Raw genomic sequence first — 25,432 nt, forward strand, 5'->3', positions numbered from 1 at the left:
TCCGAGTAGGAAAAATCCGCCGCGGAAGCCTGCAGCCAACCCGATCTGACAACTTATAATCCGGCTATTCCGCTTTGATGCCCTTCTTGGCCAGCAGTTTCCCCAAGGATTCAATGCCCAGACGGGGTTCGTCTATCAATACGCCGGCCATTTCCGTCAGGATGTATTCTTCCAGGTCGTCGCCATTCCAGCCTTGCGAAGTCAGTTCCTTGCCGATTTTTTCCAGACAGTGATCGCGCAGTTTATCGGTTTGCCGCGAAATCGTGCCTTCGTGGACTTTCAACCGGCTGGCGATATCGCGCTGCGAAAAACGGTAGCGCCAGCGCAGGCCCAGTAGCAGAAGTTCCTGTTCATCCAGTTCATCCAGCCAGGCACGGGCAGCCGTTATGAAAGCTTCGTGCCAGCGGGTTTCGGTTCGCGGCGGGATAGGTAGCGATATATCGTCATCGGGCAAGGCCTGGGTGTGGCCGTGCGATCGAAGCTTCGAGACGTGCCAGTTCTGAAAAATGCGAATCAACCAGGGCGTCAGTGGCCGCTGGCCGTCGTAGCGAGCCAGAATGGGGATGGAGCGTTCGGATTCGGGCACCAGCAGCATCGAGTAGAATTCGTGCACCGCGTTTTCCTGGCGTTCCTCATCGCGCGGATAAAGCCGATGAGCCCGGGTTCGCAGAGCATCCATTAACAAGGCATCGCTTCGACCGGCCTTGACGGTAAAGAGACGTTCCCAGGCCCACTTCTGCCGCTCCAGGCAGCCGATGCACAAATACCAGTCTTGGGCGTACATGGTTTCGAGATAAGTGGAAAAGGGCATACTGTTGGGCTGTTTTTCGACGAAAACCTGGTAAGTTCGCTGAATATGCGTGGAGAAACCCTCCAGGGTCAGCTCGATGCGGGGCATCTGCATCCGGCAGAAGTAGTAGAGCATCGCTACGCGGGGATTCACTTCCATGTCGGCATTATACGAACCGGAAAATAGGGGCGTGCGATTCATTTTTTTCAGATCTTCAAGCAATCTACTTTCATCACTTGTAAACTAGCCAAAATTTTAAAATGGGAATCCAAACGGGCATCAAATGGCCAAGTCTTTTGATTGCGTAGTCATCGGTGCGGGGGTGCTCGGATTGGCGCACGCCTACCACCTCGCCCGGCGAGGGAAAAAGGTTGCCGTTCTCGAACGGCATCCGCAGGCCGTGGGCGCTTCGATCCGGAATTTCGGCATGCTCTGGCCCATCGGTCAGCCGGGGGGCGATCTTACAGATTTGGCCATGCGTTCCGTCGATATCTGGAAAGAAGTGCTCGATGAAGCGGGGATCTGGTACAACCCGTATGGCTCCCTGCATCTGGCCTACGAAGAGGATGAAGCCCAGGTTCTGAAGGAGTTCTGCGGATTACCGGAAGCCCGAGGACGGCGGCTGGAACTTTTGGACCCCAGCCAACTCACTCGCCGGTTCAGTTCGGTCCGGGCCGAGGGATTAAAACTCGGCCTTTTCAGCCCTTCGGAAGTCTGCGTCGATCCACGGGAAACCATCGCCCGGCTACCGGAATATTTGCACAAAAAATATCACGTTCAATTCTTCTGGAATACTCCCGTTCAAGCGATCGATTCGCCCAAAATCCACACGAATCACTGCGAATTTCACGCAGATAAAATACTACTCTGTACCGGCTCGGACTATCAACAGCTTTATCCCGAAGCCTTCGCCAGCGAAGGCATCCGGCAGTGCAAGCTTCAGATGTTGCGAACGCCGCCGCTGCCCAATTTCAAATTAGGCGCCCACCTCGCCGCGGGTTTGACGCTGCGGCACTACAAAGCTTTCACCAAGTGCCCTACCCTGAAAGAGCTGATCGCGCGCTTCGATCGCGATCTGCCGGAGTATCATCATTATGGCATTCACGTGATGGCCTCGCAAAACGGGCTCGGGGAACTGGTGCTGGGGGATTCGCACGAATACGGCGATTCCATTGAGCCCTTCAACAAGGAACTCATCGACGAGTTGATCATCAAATACCTGAAGAAATTTCTCAACCTCGACCCGATCATCATCGCCAGTCGATGGCACGGCGTTTATGCCAAACATCCCACAGAAGCTTATCTGATTCGAAATCCCGCACCCGGCGTAACCGCGGTGAATATGGTGGGGGGAGCGGGTATGACACTTTCATTCGGACTCGCGGAACGAGCCGTTAAAGCCTTATTGGGAGAGAGCTATGCCGATTGAACTGGTGGTATGCGATATCGCGGGGACCAGTCTGGAAGACAACGATGCTGTCAGCCACTGCTTCCGAGAGGCACTTTCGGAGGCTGGCTTGCAGGCCCCTTCCACCTTGATCAACAGCGTTATGGGAATTCACAAGCCACTGGCCATCAGGCAGATTATCTCCGAAATTGGTGGAACCCATAAAGAAGCGTTTCTGGCTCAGGCCGATGTCATCCATCACGATTTTGTGAAACGCATGATCGACTATTACACCCACGATCCCGAAGTCCGGGAAGTTCCCGGGGCTTCCCGAGTCTTCGCCGAACTCCGCGCGGCCGGGATCAAAATCGCCCTGGATACGGGCTTCGGTCGTAAAATTACCAATGTGATCATTGAGCGCCTGGCCTGGAAAAATTCAATAGATGCCTCCCTATGCAGTGATGAAGTCCTGCGCGGCCGACCTCATCCGGATCTGATCCTGCAACTTATGGGTATTCTCGGCGTCAGCGATCCCAAAAAAGTCTGCAAGATCGGGGACACGCCGAGTGATTTGCAGCAGGGAACCAAGGCTGGCTGCGGCTACGTGGTAGGTGTTACCCAGGGTTCACACACTCGCGAGCAGCTTATGAAAGAACCGCATACCCATTTAATTGGGACAATTGCCGAGCTTCCAAAGCTTCTAGGCATTGCCTAGAGCCTGCGGTTTTCCCAAAAGGACTCCGAGGAATTCAATTGCCGGAGGAAGCAAAACTATTGCTTCCTCCCGGTCGAGCGGTTACTTTGGTATCATGCTCCCCGATACGTCTTCTCTATGGCCTCAAACCCGCGCACAGAACCGTCGGCAGTTTTTATGCGAGGCGGGCGGCGGTCTCGGAGCAATAGCTTTAAATTGGTTGATGGCCCAGGACTCCGCAGCGGCTGAGCAAAAGCTCAGTACGAATCCCTTAGCAGCTCGAAAACCACATTTCTCCCCCAAAGCAAAGCAGGTAATATTCCTGTTCATGGTCGGCGGTCCGAGCCAGATCGATCTATTCGATCCCAAACCCGCTTTGGAAAAATATGCCGGGAAGCCTCTCCCCGAATCGACCGGCCGTCCGAAAAGCCAGTTTACCGATGGCCAATCTCCACTGCTTCCCAGCACTCGAAAATTCAAACGCCAAGGCAAGAGCGGGCTTTGGCTCTCCGATTTGATGCCTCACCTGGCCAATTGCGTGGATGACATTTGCTATTTGAACAGCTGCTGGTGCACCAATACGATCCACGCCCCGGCCATGTACGAACTGCACACCGGCCGCACGCTCATGGGCTACCCCAGTCTGGGTTCGTGGGTCACGTACGGTTTGGGATCGGTGAGCGACAACTTACCCGCTTATTGCGTCTTGACTCAGCCCGAGGGGGTTCTCGAAGGCGGCGCCCCCTGTTGGGGATCCGGTTTTCTGCCGGCTTTGTATCAGGGGACGGTTTTCCGGAAAGGCAGTACGCCGATACTGAATCTTCGACCGCCGAATACCATCGGCGAAGAACAGCATAAGCAAACGTTCGATTTCGTAAAGAAATTGAACGAGCGGCATCCGGACGCCCAGGATTCCGAACTGGCGGCCCGGATCGCCAGCTATGAACTGGCATTTCGGATGCAGCAGCACGCTCCGGAAGCGGTCGACCTCAATCGCGAATCGGCCAAAACCAAGGAAATGTACGGCCTGAATCGCAAAGAAACCGCCGATTTCGGAACCCGGCTGCTGCTCACACGCCGTTTGATCGAGCGGGGAGTGCGATTCGTGCAGGTCTACTCCGGGGGCGGTCCGCTGGTGACACAATGGGATGCCCACGACGACCTGAATAGTAATCATGAAAACATGTGTGCCCGCGTCGATCAGCCGATTGCAGCACTGCTGACCGATCTGAAACAGCGCGATCTGCTGAAAGATACCCTGGTCGTCTGGTGTAGTGAATTTGGACGAACCCCGAATACGCAAGGGGGGCGCGGTCGAGATCACAACCCGCTGGGTTATACAATGTGGTTTGCCGGCGGCGGTGTTAAAGGGGGCCAGGCCATCGGAGAAACCGATGAATTCGGCCTCAAAGCGGTGAAAGACCGAATTTCAGTCAATGATTTTCATGCCACCCTCTTGCACCTGCTCGGATTGGACCATGAGAAGTTAACTTTCCGTCATAATAGTCGCGACGAACGCCTGACAGATGTGGCCGGGGAAGTCGTCCAGAAAGTATTCGAATAAACCGCGCGAGCTGTTCGAAAAGAATCAGATGCCTGAAGCCAAGCTAAATGAAAGTGAATTGCGAAACCTCATCGAACGGTTGCTCGTTCGCTTTGGGGATTCGATTGAGTTTTGGACTATTGCCTGCTTGACACAACAAGATCTGGGCAATCCCCGTCAGTTCATTGCGGAACAATGGGATAGCCTTTCGCGAACCGTGCAGGAGTTGCGTAATCAGATCGCGACATTGAACAGTTCGGCTCACCCCGCTCTCAACGAACAGCTGGCGAAACTTGGCATGGCAACGGCGGACTTGCAAAACATTTTCGACGTGCTGGCCAACTATCGCGAGGTTCCCATTCAGGAACTGGAAGCCGTCATTCATAAATTGAACATCCTGTGGTCGGACTGGAAGAACCGCTTAACGCTGATCTCGGCACTGGTCCCCCTTCGCGCGCCGCTTCCCGGACTCAGTAGCGAACAGGAAGTTTTTTACCAGCATGCCCTCGACTCGCTGTTTGACCGCTTCTATAGTTCCCGTCAAACCCACGCGCCCTCCCAGATTTATCGCTCGTAAGAACAGCCCATCGAAAGGATTTCCATGCGATACATCCTCCTGAGTCTGCTCCTTTTCGCGGTCCCGGTAACCGCCCAGGAAACTCCGGCGCGCGAAGTACCCTGCAAGTTGATTCCCGATATCGTCTACGAAAAGGTCAAGGATAAAGAGATCAAAATCGACCTGGCAATCCCAGCTAAGGGCGAAGGGCCCTTCCCCACGGTGCTCTGCGTGCATGGCGGGGCCTGGCGGCTGGGAAGTCGCAAGGAATTGACGGGGCTGATCAAACTGCTGGCTTCACAGGGGTATGTGGCCGCCGCGGTGCAGTACCGGCTGGTGCCGGACGTCATGTTTCAGGATCAGATCGAGGATGTAAAAACCTCGGTTCGCTGGTTGCGAGAAAATGCCAAGCAATATTCCATCGACCCAGATCGGCTCGGCTGCATGGGCTTCTCGGCCGGCGGCCATCTGGTCTGTCTGCTGGGGCTGACCGGTCCGGATAATGGCTTCGAAGGCAAGCTGTTTCCGAAACAGTCTTCTCGAGTCAAATGCGTTGTGGATTACTTTGGTCCGACCGATCTGAGCGCCTACGGAAACGATGAAACGGCCCAAAATAGTGTCTTCGAACCAATGCTCGGCGGACGATTCAAGGACAAGCCAGAACTCTATAAAAAAGCTTCACCGCTGACTTACGTCCATAAGGATGCGCCGCCCTTTTTGATTATCCATGGAACCAAGGATCATCTGGTGCCGTATAACCAATCGGTTCAACTCGAAGACAAGCTCAAGCAGGTCGGCGGGAAAGTCAAACTGGTTACCGTCGAAGGGGCCGATCATGGTTTCTTCGGCGAAGATCAGCGGCGAACGACACGGGAAACACTCAAATTCCTCGAAGAGAATTTGAAAAAATGAAGTTGCTCTTCCAAGTAGCGAATGGACGTCGTACCCAACGGCTCTCAACTTCCCTTCGGGAATCCGCCGTCACTCAGCGCTTTGCTTTTCGTCGCTCCTACGGTTGGCTGACGGGCCTGATTGTGTTGCCGATAATCGCCCACGGCTGCCATAAAGAGGAAGATCACGAACTCTCGATTGCGCCGCCAATCGTGAAGAAGCCGCAAAAGATCTTGTCAACCGAGTAGACGAGTCTACAATTCAATTTCGTAAAGCCACCTCGAATCGCAATGGCGGGTAAATGTTTACTCCGTAGCGATCCGTGGTGGTTTTATTTTTTTCATGGAGACAACACCATGCCGACCAAAGCCGACTACCTCAAAGACCCGATCGAACACATCGACATTACCAAGTTCAATCCGGTGCCCCTGGTGAACTCCATGAAGAACATGGCGTTTACTGCGCGGGATCTGGCTCGCGCCGCGGATATCACCGATCGCATGCTCCGCGATGAGGAGTGCGGGGTGATCCTCTGTCTGGCCGGCTCGCTCATCAGTGCCGGTCTGAAAAAAGTCTTCGCCGACGCCATCAAATACAAGATGGTCGATGCGATTGTCAGCACCGGAGCCAATATCGTCGATCAGGATTTCTTCGAAGCACTCGGCTTCAAGCACTACGTCGGCGAAGAGAAATTACGCAGCGGCATGTTCGATGCCGAGCTTCGGGAGCTGGAAATCGACCGCATTTACGACACCCTCATTGACGAAGAACAATTGCGGGTTTGCGACGATGTGATGCACGAAATTTCCGATCACCTCGATAGCGGCGTCTATTCTTCCCGCGAATTCATCCGGGCCATGGGCCAGTATCTGGAAACCAAAGGTTGCAAGACCGACAGTTCCATCGTGTACGAAGCCTACAAGAACGAAGTCCCCATTTTCTGCCCGGCCTTCAGCGATTGCTCGGCCGGCTTCGGTCTGGTCGCTCACCTGCACGCTCGGGGCGATGCTCCGAAGATCGCCATCGACAGCGGCAAGGATTTTTACGAACTGACTCGCTGCAAGATGGCCAACCCGACGACGGGTCTGTTCATGGTCGGAGGGGGAGTTCCAAAGAACTTCGCCCAGGATATCGTGGTGGCCGCCGATGTGCTCGGGCATGACGCCCCGATGCACAAGTATGCCATTCAGATTACCGTAGCCGACGTCCGCGATGGCGCTCTGTCGGGCAGTACACTCAAAGAAGCGAGCAGTTGGGGTAAAGTCGATTTGGCTTATGAACAGATGGTCTTCAGCGAAGCGACTTTGGCAGTGCCCTTGATCATGGGCTATGCCTTCCATCAGGGCGGCTGGAAGAATCGCAAAGGCAAACGATGGGCGGAGATGCTGGAAGGCGTCACCGCAGAGTAATGTTTTTTGCCCCTCGAGGTTCTCGACTTCAGTCGAGAACCTCCGGTCTTGATCTCAATCCCGTTCGGGTTCTTCGCGATCCCGAAACACGCCGCTCATCAAGTTATCAACGGGAGCGTACTGGTCTCGCAGAAGGATCGGAATGTTTCCAAAAGCCGCTTTCTTCACGGGGGTTGTCATCGCGGCTTCCAGCTTATCCGAATCCAGTACGTAGGTGAAGGAAGGATACGCCAGAGCTCCGACGCCCATGGCCGTTTGTCCTCCAAGACGCGACGCGACCTTTTTCCGCAACACGGCGTGCAGCCCATTCAAATCGATCGGTTGATCGGCCCCGTAAACGATCAAAACGTGTCGGCCGTTAGCCATAATATGCTCACCCCGATCATTGTAGAACGGCACAGAATCAATGAGGTAAACGTACTTGTAGGTTTCCCGCATGGTTCGCACGGCGGCCCGCCAGAGCACACCATCCCGCACCGAGTCAATCAAGGTTAAGAGGTACACTCCGTCGGGTGCCAGAATTTTCTTCAAGGCATCGTTATACTCGCGGGTCATCAAGTGGTACGGCACCGAGAGATCGTTCACGGCATCCTGCATAATTAAGTGATAATACCCCTTTTGTGCTTTCTCGCTGACGTACTGCCGGCCATCCATGTGAATGGGTGTAATCTGGCTCGGTCGCCGCAGTTTCATTTGTTCGGAGAGGACGACTCCGACGCTCCCCAGAAGGTAGCCGACTTCGATGCGTCGGCTGGATAAAGCCAGTTTTTCGTAAGCGATCCGGGTTACCCCGGGATCGATTTCCACGACATCGGTATGTACTTCGGGCAGAGTGTAATCGACCCAGCGCGGGAATGTGTAACCGCCGCCGCCGATGACGAGGCATTTCGTATCGGGGTGATGATCCAAAGCCAAGCGGAGCAATTCCCCTTGAATCTCCTCGTGCGTGTAACCCAGAAACGAAGGATCGTCGATATCCACAAACGAATGCGACAAGTGATCCAAAGAAAGCGAGGCGACGGCTCGCCCGTGATATTCGGAATTGTAATTGACCCGAATCGCATAATAGCGGGTTTCCAGGTCGAAGCGATTCGAAATGCTGGGAACCAACATCATGCCGAAGCAAGCCGCCCCGATCACAATGCTGCCAACGAACAACAACACGCTGTTCTTCCAGAGCTTACCCACGAGCGCGGCCAGTACGCTGAGCACTAAAGCGATGAGAAGAATCATGCTCCAGGTGCCGAGAGAGGCAATCAGGAAATAGCCGGTGACGAAAGTTCCGACGATAGCCCCGAAGGTACTCACCGCGTAGACCGAACCGGCCACTCGCCCGACGTGGGAGATATCGGGAACGCTCATTCGAATGACTTGCGGGGAAATCATGCCCAGCAGGAACATGGGAATGAAGAACAGAGCGAAGGTCCAACCCACGATCTGGCGGACGAGATCGTGCCCGACCAGTTGAGTGATGGTTTCGACGTAGCCGTAAGTGACATAAAAGGGCTTACCGAAGGGGGGCTCCACCAGCTGATTTTCGTAGATGGTCATCTGCTGGAGTATCGCCGTGATGGCCAGAATGCAGATTGTCGCCAAACCGGCACAGAGCAATGTGGTGGAGAGAATATGCGTGCGAGCGATGCCGTTTTTGAGCATTCGAATTTTCTCTTCGGTCGTCGGCAACAGGAGCATGGTGAGCAGCAGTCCACCGCAACCGGCGCAGATGAGATTGATCCGATAGCCCATGGGTATCTGGATATTTGCCATTTTCTGGATGCGTTCGACCGCGAGCGGGGCAATTGCCAAACCAATGATCGCACCTAGGGAGAAAAGCAGGATACTGGTAATTAGCCGGTTTCCGATCGCAAGCTGGGCCAAACGCGTGAGCAATTTGCCCCGGTCGGCGATAATCCCTCCACAGAAATTCCCGAGGGCGGTCCCGGCCAGCATCACACCGATGATTCCAGTCCAGGAATAGAGCGAAACACCCAGAATCGGGGCCAGATAGCGCGAGGCGGTCAGTTCCAGGGACATGCCGCAGAAGCTGGCGGTAAACACGATGGCATAGGCCCGCCAGAGCTGATTTTTCATCGAATCTTCCATCTTCTCCGGCAGTTGATCCGATTTTTCCTCGCGAGGGGCATGGTAACCGATCAGCAGTGTCAAAAATCCCAATACAGCCAGTGAGGCCGCTACCCCGAGGCTGATCTGATCGAGCGTGTAGTCGGCCATGAAGTAAAAGCCGGTGAGGTAGTTGCCCAGCAGACAACCGAGCGTACTCAGCGCGAAAATCAACCCGGTAATCCGCCCGGCATTGCGAACATCGGAGATCATCAGTTTGATTGTCAGTGGGGTGATGAGGCTCAGGATAAATGCGGGCGCCAGGCAGAAGGCGAAGGCCAGGGCTGGAATTCGAATCCAGAGCGGCAGGTTCTGGTGGATGTCGGTCGCATTACAAATCCGCATTCCCAACAGCATTGTCAGCGAACAGATAGCTCCGAGGATCAGCATCCCGGCCAGTGTGCGCGTCGAAGGATATTTATCGGCAATGCGACCGCCCACGGCATTTCCCAGGGCGATGCCGGTGAGAAAGACGCCGATGACGCTAGTCCAGGTTTCAACGGAAGAACCGATGAAGGGTGCCAGATAACGCCCGGCCAGAAGCTGCAAAACCAAAGAGCCCGCATTGGCCAGAAAAATGATCAAGGCGGCGACGACCATCATGAATGCCGGAACACGAACCATGACAAATCCAGTTGAAGTGGAAGGATATTCGGTTAGTTCTAGGAAATGTGCGAATGAAAACGAATCGGGGAAGAGGCTCTTTCCAAATTCCTTAATCGATACAACCCCACTCCCAGCCAACGCCCGCCAAAAGACTTTCCCGATAAAATATAAATGAGAGAGCGGCGGGACTCCTTTAACTGGAAATCTTCCGCGCGACTTTTCGAGCAGTTAGGGATTTCTTGACAGGGCACCGGCCAAGTCCCTTGCTTCTCCGTGACTACTATGAGAAGATAAAAAGAGACTCGCGCGGAGGAATCTTTTATGGCTCAAGCTGTCGTCGACCCCAATGAGCTGCGCCGTTTTGCGTCGGGATTGAAACGATTCAACAACGATTTGCAGGCCAATCTCGCGTCCGTGCACGGTCAACTCCTCGCTCTGGGCGACACCTGGCGCGATCAGGAACATGAGAAATTCCGGCAGGAATTCGAGGAAACCATTCGCGTCGTCGAACGCTTCATCGACATCGCCAACGAGCACATCCCGTTCCTCATGCGAAAAGCCGAACGCATCGAAGAATACCTGCAACAGCGCTAGGCGGGGACTTCAATAATGGCTGCCGACGTTAAATCGATTGCGGCTCTGGAAGACTGGAAAGTCCATCTGGTGAATTTCCGAACCGATGGGCTGGAAAGCATTACCGCGCTGCATCTGGAAGTTCAAAAAGCCCTCTCCTGGCTCGAAGATACAGAAGCCTACTGGAAGCGGATGGTCCGCCAGACGGAAGAGGAACTCGTCGAGGCCAAAGCCGAGTTGGCCCGGCGGGAAATGCCCGATTTCTCTGGAAAAACACCCGATACCACGCTTCACAAAAAAGCGGTCCAGAAGTGTAAAGCCAAGCTGGAATATTGCCACGATCAGATCGATCTTTGCCGGTCCTGGCGGACGAAACTGCCGCGCATGGTCGGCGAGGAATTCGAAGGCCCTGCCCGCCGGTTCACTAATTTTATCGAAACTGAACTGGCGCGGGGCATCACTGTTCTCGACAAACAGATCTCCGCACTCGAGAGTTATGCCAATATGGGCCAGGTGCCTGCAGCCGCGCCGGCCGCGAAACCGGAGGGGACATGAAAGTCGATGCGGCCCGGGGTCGACTGTACGACTCCCACAAAACTTTGCGACTGCATTGGGAGGACCTTCAGGAGGTCTGGCTCGATGTCGTCAAACAGGAATTCGAAGAGAATCTCTGGGAGCCGATGAATCTTCTGACCCTCGAAGCTCTGCGAGGGATCGACCGACTGGGACAGATTTTCGCGCAAATGAAGCAGGAATGCGAAGGCGGCGAAAACGTTATGTCCATTTCCTGACAGAGACAGCCGCCCATTAGCTACCGTTATTTGTTCTCTACAAGCCGACTCGCTGAAAGCACGGTAACATTCATGTCAAATCGAAATCTTTTCGACCGCGAAGAGCATGCTTTGCGGGAACTGGTCACTGGCATTGCGGAACGTTCCGCCGCGGAAAGTGAACTCAATGCGACTTTCGAAAGCGTCAGCGCCACGGCCAACAAAGAGTTCACCCGCGAAAAGAAAAAAATTCAGTCGCACCGGGAACAGGAAATCGAGCAACTGACTCAGACGCATACCACCCGGATGACCGAGTTGCAGGAGCAACTCGCCACGAAGCTCGAAGATCTGGAGCGCGAAAAGAGCGACAGACTCTCGAAAATCGCCCAGCAGTGCAATACCGCAAAGGAAAAAGCCGAGACCGAATACAAGGAAGCCTACTGGGCGGCCGACTCCATTCACGAGGCGGCCGAGACGGAAGCAAAAAGTGCCCGCACGGAACTGCATCGCAAAGTGGCCGGCGCTCGGGAACGCATCGATACGCTCTGGAAGCATTCCGATGAGATTTTCGGGCAGTGGAAAGTCTCCCGGGAGAGTCTGGCCGAGTTTGAAAAACAGGCCAAAAAACCGACCGAATTTCCTCTCACTGCCCTCCGAGAATCTTTCGACAACGCCGACAAATCGCTCGATGCCATCGAGCATTCCCAACTGGTGAAATGGTCGCGCGGCCTTGGAGCTGGTGCCGTTTTTCTCCTGGTGGCTGGCCTCGGAGTCGGCTTGGGAGTGTCCCAGAACGATCTGAACACCTTTGGCATCGCCGGCGGAGTAGGCGGCCTCGTTCTGGGAATTGTCACTTTCCTTCTTCTGAAGGGAAAAGCCAAAAAATTCGTTGCCGTCAAGAGCCAGGCGTTCGCTTTGCACATGGGTGAGGCCGCGCTGGGAAGCGATGCCCTATACGAATTGAGTGAGAGCGATTTCAAGAAGGCCATTCGCACAGCCGAGGATGTTCGCAAGACCAGCAAAACCAAGGCGGATGACAAATTCAAACCGCATCTGGCGAAAATCGAAGAGAAGCGGGAATCGGAAAACAGCCGTACTGTCGAACGCCACGCCAAAGATCAGGAATCGACTGAAACCACTTACACTCAGGCCATGGAGCAGGAAGAGGGATCGTTCAATCAGTCAATCAAGGACTGCAATGCCACCCACGATAAGCAGTTAGCGGAGGCCGAGGCCGCATTGCAAAAAAAGATCGCAACCGCCACCCGCGAAAAAGAAGCCTCCTGGAATGGCATGAATGACATCTGGCAAAAGCGGTTGAACATTCTCAAAGTGACTTATCAGCAAGTTCAGGAACTGAATAGCGAACGGTTCCTGCCCTGGTCGGCCGAGAACTGGCAGCAACCTCCCCTGCACAAAACCGTCCCGGCCGGGATTCGTATCGGGGAACTCAACGTCAACATTGCCGAGATTCCCGATGGGATTTCGCCTGATGACCGTCTGAAGCCCTCGATACCGACCGAAACCACCTGGCCTTTCTATCTACCTTTTCCCGAGCGCGGGGCGCTGATTCTGAAGGCTCGCGAACAGGGCAAACAGCCAGCCATCGCGGCCTTGCAATCCTTAATTCTGCGTTTCCTGACCTCGGTTCCGCCGGGCAAGGTTCGCTTGACCATCATGGACCCCGTCGGCCTCGGCGAGAACTTCGCCGCCTATATGAATCTGGCCGATTACGATGAAAATCTGATCGGTTCGCGGATTTGGACCGAACCGGGACAGATCGAAAAACGCCTGGCGGATTTAACCAGTCACATGGAAAATGTGATTCAAAAATATCTTCGCAATCAGTACAAATCGATTGAAGAATACAACGCCCAGGCCGGGGAAGTGGCCGAGCCGTTCCGGGTGCTGGTGGTTGCCAATTTCCCGACCAATTTCAATCTGGATGCCGCAAAACGACTAGTTAGCATTGCCACCAGTGGGGCCAGCTGCGGTATCTATACTTTGGTTTCCGTGGATAGCAAAGCCCCCATGCCGCAGGGCTTTCAGCTGGCCGATCTGGAGAATGCCGGCATCATCCTCGAATACGACAGTGGACGATTCAACTGGAAAGATCCGGTGCTGAAGCGCTTCCCGTTGACCACCGAAACGCCACCGGTGCAGGAAGAATTGACTCGCCTTGTGAAATGGGTGGGTGAGCGCAGCCGGGATGCCAACCGCGTGGAAGTGCCTTTCGAATTCGTGGCGCCCAAGCCCGAAGAAGTCTGGCAGAGCAATTCCGCCAAGAGCATCAAGGTTCCCATCGGCCGGGCGGGGGCTACCAAACGGCAGTTCATGGAACTGGGTCTGGGCACCGCACAACATGCCCTGGTCGCTGGGAAAACCGGCTCCGGGAAATCGACTTTGATGCATGCTTTGATCACGAATCTGGCTCTTTGCTACGATCCGGATCAAGTCGAGTTGTATTTGATCGACTTCAAGAAAGGCGTCGAATTCAAAGTTTATGCCACCGAAGGGCTGCCGCACGCCCGAGTTGTGGCTGTGGAGAGCGAACGAGAGTTCGGCCTCAGCGTGTTACAGCGATTGGACGCGATCCTCCGCGAGCGCGGGGAACAGTACCGCGAAGCGGGCTGTAACGACCTGGCCGGTTTCCGGGAAGCTCGGCCCGATTTGCCCTCACCGCGAATTATGCTGATCGTCGATGAGTTTCAGGAATTTTTCGTCGAAGACGACAAGATTTCGCAGGAAGTCGCCCTGCTCCTGGATCGTCTGGTTCGTCAGGGTCGTGCCTTCGGTTTGCATGTCCTAATGGGATCGCAAACGCTCGGCGGGGCTTTCTCTCTGGCCCGCAGCACGATCGATCAGATGGCGGTGCGTATCGCCCTTCAATGTTCGGAAGCCGATGCTCAGTTGATTCTCAGCAAGGACAACGTCGCCGCTCGACTTCTCTCGCGACCAGGGGAAGCCATTTACAACGATCAGAACGGTCTGGTCGAAGGGAACGATCCCTTCCAGGTCGTCTGGCTACCCGAAGAGAAACGAGAAAATTATCTTCACGAAATGCGCCAGCGGGCCGGTACGAAGCATACCCGCGAACCGCTGGTATTCGAAGGCTCGGCCTCGGCGGAAGTGCAGAAGAATGAAAAGCTGGCGAACCTAATTGCCGCAAGAAGCTACCCCGAAAAAGTGCGAGCAACGTACGGCTGGCTGGGAGAAGCCATCGCCATCAAAGACCCGACGGCGGCCGTGTTCCGTAATCAGGGCGGCGCCAATCTGATGATTCTGGGGCAGAATGAGGAAAATTCGTTCTCGATCGCTGGTTCGGTGCTGGTCAGTCTGGCTTTGCAGCACTCACCAGATAAACTTCGGGTCGACATTCTGGATAGCACTCAGGAAGACGATCCCCGGCATGGCCGGATGGAGAAGATGACCAAGCAATTGCCTCATTCGATTAAGTTCGGCGATGTGAATGCGATTGGGCCCATCTTCCAGGAATATGCCAGCGAGGTCAGCAAACGTCAGAAAGGGGAATCGGAAAAGACACCGATGTTCCTGTACATTCAGGGTCTGCAGCGATTCCGAGATTTGCGTAAATCGGACGATGATTTCGGCTTTGGCCGCCGTGGAGCGGACAAGCAGGCCAGCCCGGCCGAGAATTTTGCCACCATCCTGCGGGAAGGTCCGCCTATGGGCGTTCACGTGATTTTCTGGTGCGATTCGCTGACGAACCTGAACCGTTCGATCGACCGCCAGGGAATGCGCGAGCTCGGCATGCGTGTGCTATTCCAGATGAGCCAGAACGATTCCAGTGCGTTAATCGACAGCCCAGCCGCTTCCCGGCTGGGTCGATATCGCGGCCTGTTCGTTTCGGAAGACCTGACCTTCCCTGAAAAGTTCCGGCCTTATAACTTCCCGAGCGACGAATGGCTATCGGGTATCAGTAAGAGTTTGAGCGAAAGAGTGGCCGAGATCCCCCAAAGCGATGCGACGCTCTCGCCGGTGGGGTGAGGCTATCGTATTTCGGTTGACCCGAAACGTTCCTTAGCCCAAAATGTTCGTTAGCTCAAAATGTTCGTTAGCCCGACACGTAAGTGAGGGCAACAATATACGACTCCACAGCCATTCACGGAATACAGCGGGCGATTGTTTTGAAACGGGACTTTTTCCCGTCTTAATTTCCGGTTCCGGTTAGCCCGACACGTAAGTGAGGGCAATAATATACGACTCCACAGCCATTCACGGAATATAGCGGGCGATTGTTTTGAAACGGGACTTTTTCCCGTCTTAATTTCCGGTTCCGGTTAGCCCGACACGTAAGTGAGGGCAACAATTTACGACTCCGAAGCCATTCTCTGAATATAGCGGGTGATTGTTTTGCAACGGGACTTTTTCCCGTCTTAATTTCCGGTTCCGGTTAGCCCGACACGTAAGTGAGGGCAACAATATACGACTCCACAGCCATTCACGGAATACAGCGGGCGATTGTTTTGAAACGGGACTTTTTCCCACTTACTGCCCTCACTTACGTTTCGGGCTAACGAAAGCAGGCTAACCAAGACGGCCCAACCAACTCTGTTTTTCTTTGCAAATTCTGTCCCAATGTAAGGTCGAACCGCGATTTCAGGTAAAATAAAGGAGTCGCTAAAAAGCTGAATGACGAGAGCTCACGCATGGCTACGATCCCGCTGGAAACCACGTCCGCCGAGCAGCAAAAAGAAAAGACCGGGCTGGGCAATTACTTCATTGCCAACTATCCGCCCTTTTCTTTCTGGAAGCCGGATTATCTTTCGGAGGCGAAAAAAGCTCTGGAATCGCCCCCTACCCCCAACACTCCGCTGGGGCTCTATCTGCACATCCCATTCTGCCGGAAGCGCTGCAAGTTCTGCTACTTCCGCGTCTATACCGACAAGAACGCCAAGGACATCGAAGTCTATCTCGATGCCCTGGTGAAGGAAGTCTCCATCCTCGCTCAACAGCCGGTGGTGGCCGGTCGCCCCTGGGACTACGTCTACTTCGGCGGCGGCACCCCTTCCTACCTCAGCGCCAAGCAACTCCAGTCGCTCATGGAACGCTTGCAGGAAATCAAGCCGTGGGATCAGGCCCGGGAAGTGACTTTCGAATGCGAGCCGGGCACCTTACAAAAACCGAAACTGGAGACTTTGCGAAAGCTCGGAGTCACCCGCATCAGCCTGGGGGTCGAAAATTTTAAACCGGAAATTCTTCAGTACAATGGCCGGGCGCACCTGGAAGAAGAAATTCACCGCGCATTCGGCTGGGCTCGCGAACTGGAATTCCCGCAAATTAACGTCGACTTGATTGCCGGCATGGTTGGTGAAGATTGGGAAAACTGGCGGGATTGCGTTCGCAAAACGATTGCGCTCAGCCCTGACAGCGTGACCATTTACCAGATGGAACTTCCTTACAATACGGTCTTTTCGAAAGAAGCCAAGGAACTGGGGGCGGACGAACCACGCCTGGCCATCGCCGACTGGCCGACGAAGCGGGCCTGGGTGGAGTATGCCTTCAAAACCTTCTGTGAAGCGGGTTATGAAGTTTCCAGCACGGTAACAGTTGTGAAGAAGAAAACCCAGTTCGTCTACCGTGACGCCCTCTGGCGCGGTGCCGATATGTTCGGTACTGGCGTAGCCTCTTTCGGCCACATCAACGGCGTTCACATTCAAAACTTGGACACCTGGGAAGCCTACATCGACAAACTCAATCATGGTGAACTCCCCTTAGGGAGAGCGTTTCCCACTACACCCCGCGATCGCCTGATTCGCGAAATGGTGCTTCAGCTGAAGGAAGGCCATTTGGACGACCGCTATTTTCAGCAGAAATTCGGCGTGGATATCCTCCAGGAGTTTGCCCCGGTTCTGCAGAAACTTCAGGACGAGGGCTGGCTGGAACGCCGTAGCGATAAGATTCAAATGACCCCCGCCGGTTTACTTCAGGTCGATAGACATCTGCCCAATTTCTTCGATCCGCAATATATCAGCCAACGATATACTTAAATCCTCTGTAAGTGGATCGATGTCGAATCTGACTTTCCTGATGGGCAAATTCCCCGCCGAATTGCCCACCGATAGACGCTATTGCCGCAATCACATGTGGTGCCGGACCGAAGAGTCGGGCCTTCTGCGATTTGGCTTCAGTTCCTATGCCGTTCGGCTGATGCAGGACGTGTACTTTCTGGACTGGTGCGTCAACGAAGGGGATGCGATCCAGCTAAAGCAGCAAATTGGGAATATCGAGACTTCGAAGGCCGTCAGCGACCTCTTTTCGCCGGTGGCCGGGCAGCTCGTGAGCATTAATCAGCAACTTTTGAAGGATCCCTCGGGCATCAATGTCGATATTTACGGTGCGGGCTGGTTGTTCGATATGAAGGGGGAGCCTGTGCCGACGATGAGCCCCCAGGAATACTTCGAATTTCTGGAAAAAGGTTGGGAGAACACCCAGCGGATCCTGAAAGGGCAGATGGGGGATTGATTCGGCTCTTCCGTTTATTTTTTTCGGAATAGCTCCGAACCATCTAAAAAGGCCCCCACTCATTTCCCGGATGCGTACAATTAAAGAGCCGGGGGCGATCTGGTATCGACCGGGTAATTTGATGTGTTCGTTGCGTGTCGTGGAAGATCTGATGGCCACGTAAAAATCAGGTCAAAACGTTAGATGCTGAACCTACATTCAGCCTGGCTGCCTAATTTAGAGTAGCCACCATGTCCGGGAGCTTAGGTTGAGAGGTCCCGGCGCGGTCGTCAAATCAACCTCGCGGATTCCAGAGTTCTTTCGCAAGAAAGGGCGCTTCGAGGGCGGAATCGGCTAAAAAAACTGATCGATAGTCTGGCAAGAATCCCGCAGGTGGGAGTAGTGTCGGACGAACGGGCTGGTTCGGCCAGCCGGAATACGCCTGATACACACGTAGATACGGGCACTTCTGTGCCACGGGACGCGGGTTCGATTCCCGCCGCCTCCATTAATCCAAGCACTTGCGATTCGTCGCAAGTGCTTATTTTACTGAGAATTAAAGAAAATAGATTACTGCATTTTTATCGTTCAAACCGTCGAACCTATTAATTGACTCCGAATTTCGGAGCCAAGCGGGACGTCTTCCTTCAGCACATTCAGAGGTAGGAGAATCGCAAAAGGATGCTTCGATGTCCACGGATCGCAGTGTTCGATTCCTGCGACAGACGTTTTCAATATTATTCGACTATTCTCCACAACTTCGATTGGATCGCCAATCTTCACTTTGAAGTTGCTAGGTAGCGATTCAAAATCAAGGTCTGAAATTACGATTATCCCACGACCAGTGATCTGAAAAGTTTCGCGAACGTTGAACAAATGCATTTTATGATCATCCGTTCAGAGTCGAGTCGTTCTTTGTATCGTCGAGGTTGTTTTACTAAAATTCTGAACCTTTCGGTTTTTGGCGCACTCTAGACAATTGTTATTTTCGATGCGAGATTTTCCGTCCTCTGTAATTCCGAGGTGCTGATGGTTCAGTCCGAATGTCGTGACCTGATCTTACAGTACATCGCAGCCTACAACTGTTTCGACGTGGATGCAATGCTCGCCCTGATGACCGAAGATGTGAATTTCCGGAATATTTCGGGTGGGCAAGTCACTGCAACGGCATCGGGGAAAGCCGAATTACGAAAATTAGCGGAGCAGACTGCAAAATTATTCCACGAACGCGAGCAGCAGGTGATTGGTATCGAGTTTCGGGGAAACGCCGCTATCGCTTCAATCAAGTACCGCGGATTACTGGCGTCGGACATTACAGGTTTGGCGGTAGCTGGCACTTGGTTGGAACTTCAAGGACTGTCAGAATTTATTTTCTCTGGAGCAAGAATAGCCTCTCTCGTCGACCGCAGTTGAGTAGCTACTTCTGCTGGTTGAGATTGGACAGTTCACGCTCGAAGTAGATCGAAGTGTTTTTGTAGGAGAAGTAACTGATGACGAAAATCCCACGCCAATACAGTCTTGTACGATTTCTCTTCGATTCAATGGAGCTTAAGTACCACAGCCAATACCCCTTCACTCGAAAGGGAGTTTATATCTTCTTCGGTGAAATCCCGAATATGCCCGGGCACTGCGTGGTAGCAGACCATCAAACCGGAAAGTTATACTCCGGTTTTCATACTGAGAATTTCGCCGAACTATCGGAAGACGAAACTTGAGTTTTTGGTTCTGATAGCCTAAGCAGATCGACTTCCACTTATCACCTGAAGCTCTGGATCAATTAGTTTTCCGAAACTCGGATAGAGAATTTTTTAGTCCAATAGCTTTCAAGAGCGGGAAAAGTGTTCGAACTTTCTCTCTCAAGAGTCTTCGCATCGAACAGAATTTTGCCCCTCAGTCCAACACTCAATTCGACTTCTCCCGGAGAATCAGGGTAGGCGATGGACCGAATCTCGAATTCTCATCGCGGCGATGGGGCCGTTGGTATTTCAGAGTTCGGTCGAAGGCATTCGAGTTACGATTCGCAGATTCGGGCCCATTTGGCAGGGAAATCGCGCTTAAATTCCAAGAAAACATCTAATGTCATTAATTGTATTGCGCATCGTTCTTCTTTAGTGGAGGATGTGGAAATCGCTCGCTAGATCGCCCTGGGGTTCCTCGATGTTTCAGCTTTCCGAACTATCTCCCGCGCCGGCGAAAACTCCGTTGACCGATCTCCTCGTCCACTTCGCGGATTTGCCCGACCACCGCCTCGATCGTTGCCAACAACACACGCTTTCGGAAATCATTTTCATAGCCATTTGCGCCGCGGTTTCCGGAGCCAACGACTGGGTGGCCGTCGAAGCTTTCGGCGTGACCAAGATCGACTGGTTCCGGAAGTATCTCCCTTGCCCAACGGCATCCCGAGCCATGACACTTTCGGCCGAGTTTTCCGCTATCTGGACACGGATGCTTTCGAGGCCTGCTTCGCTTCATGGATGGCGGAAATCTGCGTCGGGACCGACCTGCTTCAGGTGGCGATCGACGGCAAGACGATGCGTTCGTCAGGCGGTCCGGGTCAGAAGTGCCTGCACGTGGTCAGCGCGTTTGCGACGGCCAACCGCGTGACGCTGGGCCAAGAGGCGGTGGACGATAAATCGAACGAGATCACCGCGATCCCGGAATTGCTGAAACGGCTGGACATTGCCGGAAAAATCGTGACTATCGACGCGATGGGCTGTCAAAAAAAAATCGCCGAGGCGGTGCGGGAACGGGACGCGGATTACCTGTTGGCGGTGAAGGACAATCAACCGACTCTCTTGGCCGAGATCAAGGCTCATTACTTCAAGCATTTGGAGTCCGGATTCGCCGATGTACCGACGACGTTCTGCGAATCGACGGAGAAGAATCGAGGCCGAGTGGAGTACCGTTCGTGCCTCGTGTTTTCGGACGTCAATTTCTTATCGATGAAGGACGATTGGAAAGGCTTGAAGACGGTGGTCGTGGTGGTGACCGACCGCCGAGAAAACCACAAGAGCGCGAGCGAAATCCGCTACTATATTTGCAGCCGAGCGTCGGACGCTCCGGTGTTGGCGAAAGCGGTCCGGGAACATTGGACGATCGAGAATAATTTGCATTGGTCCTTGGATGTGACATTCGGCGACGACGACAGCCGGGTTCGAAAAGATAACGGCCCTCAGAATTTCGCCAGGATTAAAAGGTTGGCTCTGAGCATAGTAGCGAATGCGAGCGGCAAGGAATCGATGGCAGTCAAACGACTGAAAGCCTGCGCCAGCGATGAACGCCGAGAATTAATTATTCGAGAATTCCTTCAGCTTTAAATGCGATTTCCCTGGCCCATTTGGGCATCCTATATATGCTTAATCTTGGCGTTGAGACCAAACTCAGGACTGAAATTTTATTAGCTGTGAGCCGGAATGCTGTTTAGAATATGATCCTATTCGATCCGATACAGGAACCTCGACATGTCTCCCACGAAAATTCTGAGCCTGCTCGTACTTCTCTCAATTAATGGAGTCGCCTTCTCCTATCCTCCGCCCCCCAAAAGCAAGGTGAAGACGCTAGCCCAATACACCAAGGAAGACATCATCGAGCGACTAATAGGGAAATGGGAAGTTGAAAAAACCAACAACCCCGGGCTGTTACCAGGCTATACATTTAATTTTGAGAAAAACGGAAATTATCACCACGCCGCTCCGATGGGAAACGCTGCTCAGGGGACCTACGAGATCGTGGATGGCAAACTGAAATGCACTTTAGTTGGTGGTCTGAGCGATACCGACACCTTTTTTAAAAAATTAACCTTCGATGAAATGGAAGTCGAAAACGATCAGAAAATTATGATGATTTTGAAAAAGGTGAAGTAGTCACTCCTTTAATTAATTGAACAGAAATACGTGCCCATCAAATAACAAAGCCCGAGTTAAGCAACTGCCTGACTCGGGCTTTTGAAATTCTGAATAGAACTCTTTAAGCACCCGAAATTAGTGTGCCATGCTGCCCGAACCCTGCGGCGGTTCGCGATGCCCGTAGAAGCTGTAAAGCACCGGCATCAGATACTGCGTTAAGAGCAGTGAAGTGATCATCCCTCCCACAACTACGATCGCGAGTGGGCGCTGAGTTTGCACGCCGATCGGTTCAATGAAGCGGAAGTGCCCGGTGTGATCCCAGGCCGGTCGAAGTGCCAAGGCCGCCGGGAGCAACCCGAGAATGGCGGTCATGGCCGTCATAACGACCGGGCGAAGACGTTTTTCTGCCCCTTCCAGAATGGCTTCCCGCAAAGGAACTCCGTGAGCCCGTAAAGCATTGAAGTAAGAGACCATCAGAAGACCGCCCATGATCGCCACGCCAAACAGCGACACAAACCCCACGGCGGCGGAAGTGCTGAAGTTCGTTTCGGTCAGGATCAAAGCCCAGATGCCACCGACAGTAAGAGCTACCACGTTCGATAGCACCACAATCGCATCCAAGAGGGAATTGAATGCCATGTAAAGCAGCACGAAAATCATCAGGAGAGCCATCGGGATAATTAACATCAGACGCGCTTCGGCGTCTTGCATCTGCTCAAACTCACCGCTCCATTCCGTGCGGTAAGGTGCGTTAATGAGATCGGCAGTCTTGGCCTTCGCTTCCTCCACGGCACCTGCCAGGTCGCGATTTCGCACGCTGAATTTAACTGCAATCATGCGTTTGCCCTGCTCCCGGAAGATCATTGAGGCCCCGGGACGTACGAAGCTACCGTCTTTCCCCTGCTCGCCGTTGGAATCCACAAAAGGTGTCACCAGTTTACCAAGTGGAACTCGTGGCGTATTTCCGAAATAATTCGTGGTGCCGTTGAACTGGCTGCCCGTCAAGGCGGGCCCAAGATTCTGCGTGCCGTTGGGTGCTAGACCTACGGATTGGCCAATCCCCCGATTAGAGCCGATCTGAGGCTGCCAGCCGCTGAAAACCTGATTGTTGATGACATCGACGGGAATGTTCAGGATCGAATGAACGTTATCTCGAAGCGGTTTGGGGAATCGAAGGCTGATGTCGAATCGCTTTTCCCCTTCGATCATCGTCGAGAATGCCTGACCCCCAACGGCAGTTTGCACCACGTTTTGCAGATCGGCGACGCTGACTCCCCATTGCTGGCACTTTACGGGATCCCAGGGGATTTCCAGGTTGGGCTGTCCCATGACGTTCATCGTGCCGACGTCTTCGATACCCTGAATATCTCGGAGTCTCTTCTCGACCTGCGCGGCCAATTTTTCGAGTTCTTCCAGATCGGGGCCGAAAATTTTGACAGAATTATCACCTTTAACTCCCGAGATCGATTCCATCACGTTGTCGCGAATGTTCTGCGAAAAGTTCCAGTCGACCCCAGGTGTGGCTTTACGTAGATCCGACGTCATTTCTTCGATCAATTCGGTCTTGGTTCTGGGTCGCGTACCGTTGAAGTGGGACATCCAACCCTCGGTTTGCTTGACGGCAGGCCATTCACCGCGCGGCTTCAAGGGAACGAAAAATTCCGACTTATAGAAACCTTCGGGGTCGGTACCGTCGTCCGGGCGCCCCATTTGATTGGCTATGGCATCGATTTCCGGATATTTCATCATCACTTTGCGCGCTTCTCGCGAGCCATTGGCAACCGTATCGAGGGTAGCATTTCGAGGGAACATACCGCGTACCCAGAGATTCCCCTCTTCCAGTTCCGGCATGAATTCGCGACCCAAATGATCCTTGGCATAAACGATTGTGAAGGCCAGAAAGGCCAGCATGCCCAAGATGAAGAACCAGCGCAGGGCCAGCATATAGTCGAGAATGTGAAGGTAGACGGCCTTCATGGTACGGACCAGAAAGTTGTCCCGGGCTTCTTTGATATGACCGAGAAATAACCGGCAGAGGACGGGAGTCAAGATGGTGGCCAGCATAAGCCCTCCCGCCAGAGCAAATGCGTAAGTATCGGCCATTGGCCCGAAGAGTTGCCCCTCGGCCCCCTTCATGGCAAAAAGAGGGATAAAGGCCACGACCATAATCAGAGTCGAAAACAGCAGTGGACGCGTGATTTCACCGCTGGACTGTTTGATTCGCTCTTTTAGTGTTAATTCGGAGTGTTCATTGGAAGTGAGTTTACGGAAGATGTTTTCCGCCATGATCACTGAGGAGTCCACGATAATTCCGAAGTCGACTGCCCCGATAGACAGAAGATTTGCTGACTTGCCCCGAGCATAGAGCATCGAGAAGGCAAACAGCAATGCCAATGGAATATTGATCGCCACAATCAGAGCTACGCGAACATTTCCGAGGAACATCAACAGAATCACGGCGACCAGACTGATTCCAACGACAAGATTTTCCTGTACGGTCTCGGTGGTGATTTCGATGAGTTCTGTTCGGTCGTAGTAAGGTTCCAGTTTGACCCCGGGCAGAGTCGTCCCGGTTTTGGGATCATTCAATTCCGCAACTTTATCTTTCACGGCTTTCAGAGCGGGCAAAGAGTCTTCGCCTTTCCGGAGTAGTACGATGCACTGAACTTTTTCGTCTTCATCCTGCCAGACGACCGAACCGTCTTCACGAGTGATGTCGAGTTTGTTCGCATCTTTCTTCGGCGTACTGAGACTCACTTTACCCAGTCTGGTCTGATTACTGACCACTACCCCTTTCTGGCCGATTTCAATGCTGTTCAGCAGAGGACCGCCTTCGACCAGATCTTCGACCCGAATCGGCACGTTGTTGTAGGTGGTTACCACAGTTCCGCGGATTGATCGAATACGCCGTTCGTCTTCGGATCGGAGAATCTTCGCGGCCTTGAGCGGATCAGCCGCGATCACACTTTTGGACTGCATCGGATCGGACCCGCCCCCATAGAGACCCACGTTACGAACGTTGATGGCATTCGCCCCTTGCAGCAGCACATCGCCGCCGCTGTTCATATTGGCGTTAGCGATAGCATTCTGAATCTGCGAGAGGGTCACGCCGTAGCGTCGCATCCGATCGGGATCGGGAAGAATCTCATAACGTTTGACGGTGCCACCGGCACTGGTCACGTCGATAATTCGCGGCACCCGCCGAAATTCTCGTTCCAGTGCCCAGTCTTGAAGAGCTTTCAAATCATTCAAGGTGTAGACATCCCGGCCACCTTCTTTGGGGCAGCTCAAGGTGTAGCGGTAAATTTCGCCCGTGGGGCTGGTGGGAGAAATGACTGCGTTGACGCCGTTGGGTAGCGGTTGAGAAATGTTCGCCAGACGATTGAGAACTTCCTGTCGAGCTTTGGTGTACTCCATGCCATATTCGAATTGCAGACGCAGGTGAGCCAGACCGAACAGCGAACGGGTTCGGGTATATTTCAGATCGGGCATCCCAGCGAGGGTGATTTCCAGTGGAATGGTCACCTGCCGTTCGACTTCTTCCGCACTTGCACCCGGATACTGCGAAATCACCTCGACGATCGAAGGAGAAGGATCCGGGTACGCTTCGACATTGACGTTCTTGAACGAATATGCGCCAAAACCGATCAATACCGCAGTCAGGAGCAGCACTACGAGTGTATTTTCGAGAGCCCAACCGATGAGACGCTGAAGCATGAGATTCTCTAGGATGCGGGACGATATTCGAAAGGGAACCGAGTTCCCAGCCCCACATATGAAGG

19 protein-coding genes, 1 other RNA gene and 1 pseudogene are annotated in these 25,432 nt (G+C 53.5%); 18 read left to right on the forward strand and 3 right to left on the reverse strand.

The features are described from left to right. Nucleotides 1-64 precede the first annotated feature (64 nt). The gene (locus KIH39_RS14545) at nucleotides 65-991 is read right to left on the reverse strand and encodes a sigma-70 family RNA polymerase sigma factor (protein WP_213493962.1); all 927 of its coding nucleotides are present in this window, start codon (nucleotides 989-991) and stop codon (nucleotides 65-67) included. 82 nt (nucleotides 992-1,073) lie between these two features. Here KIH39_RS14545 and KIH39_RS14550 point away from each other — a divergent pair, with 82 nt between their 5' ends. The 7 genes from KIH39_RS14550 to KIH39_RS14580 all read left to right on the forward strand — a co-directional run bounded on the left by KIH39_RS14550 (nucleotide 1,074) and on the right by KIH39_RS14580 (nucleotide 7,270). Continuing rightward, complete coding sequence (locus KIH39_RS14550) at nucleotides 1,074-2,219, forward strand: TIGR03364 family FAD-dependent oxidoreductase (RefSeq protein WP_213493963.1); 1,146 nt, start codon at nucleotides 1,074-1,076, stop codon at nucleotides 2,217-2,219. Then, nucleotides 2,209-2,892: an HAD hydrolase-like protein gene (locus KIH39_RS14555; RefSeq protein ID WP_213493964.1), complete on the forward strand. Its 684-nt coding sequence runs from the start codon at nucleotides 2,209-2,211 to the stop codon at nucleotides 2,890-2,892. The genes KIH39_RS14550 and KIH39_RS14555 overlap by 11 nt, the downstream gene beginning before the upstream one ends. Before the next feature lie 202 nt (nucleotides 2,893-3,094). Then, nucleotides 3,095-4,435 (forward strand): DUF1501 domain-containing protein, encoded by a 1,341-nt coding sequence (locus KIH39_RS14560; RefSeq protein ID WP_246539307.1) that lies wholly within the window; start codon nucleotides 3,095-3,097, stop codon nucleotides 4,433-4,435. A 28-nt stretch (nucleotides 4,436-4,463) separates the two neighbouring features. Next, nucleotides 4,464-4,991, forward strand: coding sequence for a hypothetical protein (locus tag KIH39_RS14565; RefSeq protein WP_213493966.1), 528 nt, complete (start codon nucleotides 4,464-4,466; stop codon nucleotides 4,989-4,991). A 24-nt stretch (nucleotides 4,992-5,015) separates the two neighbouring features. Then, nucleotides 5,016-5,882 carry an alpha/beta hydrolase gene (locus KIH39_RS14570; RefSeq protein ID WP_213493967.1) on the forward strand — a complete coding sequence of 289 codons (867 nt, stop codon included), beginning with the start codon at nucleotides 5,016-5,018 and terminating at the stop codon, nucleotides 5,880-5,882. Further along, nucleotides 5,879-6,109, forward strand: a complete 231-nt coding sequence (locus KIH39_RS14575; protein ID WP_213493968.1) for a hypothetical protein — start codon at nucleotides 5,879-5,881, stop codon at nucleotides 6,107-6,109. The genes KIH39_RS14570 and KIH39_RS14575 overlap by 4 nt, the downstream gene beginning before the upstream one ends. 108 nt (nucleotides 6,110-6,217) lie before the next feature. Further along, nucleotides 6,218-7,270: a 1,9-bis(guanidino)-5-aza-nonane synthase gene (locus KIH39_RS14580; RefSeq protein ID WP_213493969.1), complete on the forward strand. Its 1,053-nt coding sequence runs from the start codon at nucleotides 6,218-6,220 to the stop codon at nucleotides 7,268-7,270. Between the two features lie 54 nt (nucleotides 7,271-7,324). Here KIH39_RS14580 and KIH39_RS14585 read toward each other — a convergent pair whose 3' ends face one another. Next, the gene (locus KIH39_RS14585) at nucleotides 7,325-10,015 is read right to left on the reverse strand and encodes a fused MFS/spermidine synthase (RefSeq protein WP_213493970.1); all 2,691 of its coding nucleotides are present in this window, start codon (nucleotides 10,013-10,015) and stop codon (nucleotides 7,325-7,327) included. Nucleotides 10,016-10,318: 303 nt separating this feature from the next. Between KIH39_RS14585 and KIH39_RS14590 the strand changes: the two genes are divergently transcribed. The 11 genes and pseudogenes from KIH39_RS14590 to KIH39_RS14635 all read left to right on the forward strand — a co-directional run bounded on the left by KIH39_RS14590 (nucleotide 10,319) and on the right by KIH39_RS14635 (nucleotide 21,668). After that, a complete protein-coding gene (locus KIH39_RS14590) occupies nucleotides 10,319-10,591 on the forward strand; it encodes a WXG100 family type VII secretion target (RefSeq protein WP_213493971.1) in 273 nt (90 codons plus the stop codon). A gap of 15 nt (nucleotides 10,592-10,606) precedes the next feature. Then, entirely contained in the window at nucleotides 10,607-11,125 is a 519-nt protein-coding gene (locus KIH39_RS14595; RefSeq protein ID WP_213493972.1) for a hypothetical protein, read from the forward strand. Then, the gene (locus KIH39_RS14600; protein ID WP_213493973.1) at nucleotides 11,122-11,361 is read left to right on the forward strand and encodes a hypothetical protein; all 240 of its coding nucleotides are present in this window, start codon (nucleotides 11,122-11,124) and stop codon (nucleotides 11,359-11,361) included. Before KIH39_RS14595 ends, KIH39_RS14600 begins: the two co-directional genes overlap by 4 nt. 72 nt (nucleotides 11,362-11,433) lie before the next feature. After that, a complete protein-coding gene (locus KIH39_RS14605) occupies nucleotides 11,434-15,348 on the forward strand; it encodes an FtsK/SpoIIIE domain-containing protein (protein WP_213493974.1) in 3,915 nt (1,304 codons plus the stop codon). 662 nt (nucleotides 15,349-16,010) lie between these two features. Further along, a complete protein-coding gene (locus tag KIH39_RS14610) occupies nucleotides 16,011-17,351 on the forward strand; it encodes a coproporphyrinogen-III oxidase family protein (protein ID WP_213493975.1) in 1,341 nt (446 codons plus the stop codon). Nucleotides 17,352-17,370: 19 nt separating this feature from the next. Continuing rightward, nucleotides 17,371-17,826: a glycine cleavage system protein H gene (locus KIH39_RS14615; RefSeq protein WP_213493976.1), complete on the forward strand. Its 456-nt coding sequence runs from the start codon at nucleotides 17,371-17,373 to the stop codon at nucleotides 17,824-17,826. Nucleotides 17,827-17,916: 90 nt separating this feature from the next. Then, nucleotides 17,917-18,316: a transfer-messenger RNA gene (gene ssrA / locus KIH39_RS14620) on the forward strand. 518 nt (nucleotides 18,317-18,834) lie between these two features. Further along, nucleotides 18,835-19,218: a nuclear transport factor 2 family protein gene (locus tag KIH39_RS14625; protein WP_213493977.1), complete on the forward strand. Its 384-nt coding sequence runs from the start codon at nucleotides 18,835-18,837 to the stop codon at nucleotides 19,216-19,218. Between the two features lie 744 nt (nucleotides 19,219-19,962). Next, nucleotides 19,963-20,139, forward strand: a pseudogene (locus tag KIH39_RS27155) (transposase family protein); the annotation flags it as partial. Continuing rightward, a complete protein-coding gene (locus tag KIH39_RS14630; RefSeq protein ID WP_213493978.1) occupies nucleotides 20,103-21,122 on the forward strand; it encodes an ISAs1 family transposase in 1,020 nt (339 codons plus the stop codon). The pseudogene KIH39_RS27155 and the gene KIH39_RS14630, both read left to right, overlap by 37 nt. Before the next feature lie 144 nt (nucleotides 21,123-21,266). Continuing rightward, entirely contained in the window at nucleotides 21,267-21,668 is a 402-nt protein-coding gene (locus KIH39_RS14635; protein WP_213493979.1) for a hypothetical protein, read from the forward strand. Between the two features lie 117 nt (nucleotides 21,669-21,785). On the opposite strand, the gene KIH39_RS14640 is transcribed toward KIH39_RS14635, so the two are convergent. Then, nucleotides 21,786-25,367: an efflux RND transporter permease subunit gene (locus KIH39_RS14640; RefSeq protein ID WP_213493980.1), complete on the reverse strand. Its 3,582-nt coding sequence runs from the start codon at nucleotides 25,365-25,367 to the stop codon at nucleotides 21,786-21,788. Nucleotides 25,368-25,432: the final 65 nt, after the last annotated feature.

This window comes from Telmatocola sphagniphila (genome assembly GCF_018398935.1).
Taxonomy (GTDB): Bacteria; Planctomycetota; Planctomycetia; order Gemmatales; family Gemmataceae; genus Telmatocola; species Telmatocola sphagniphila.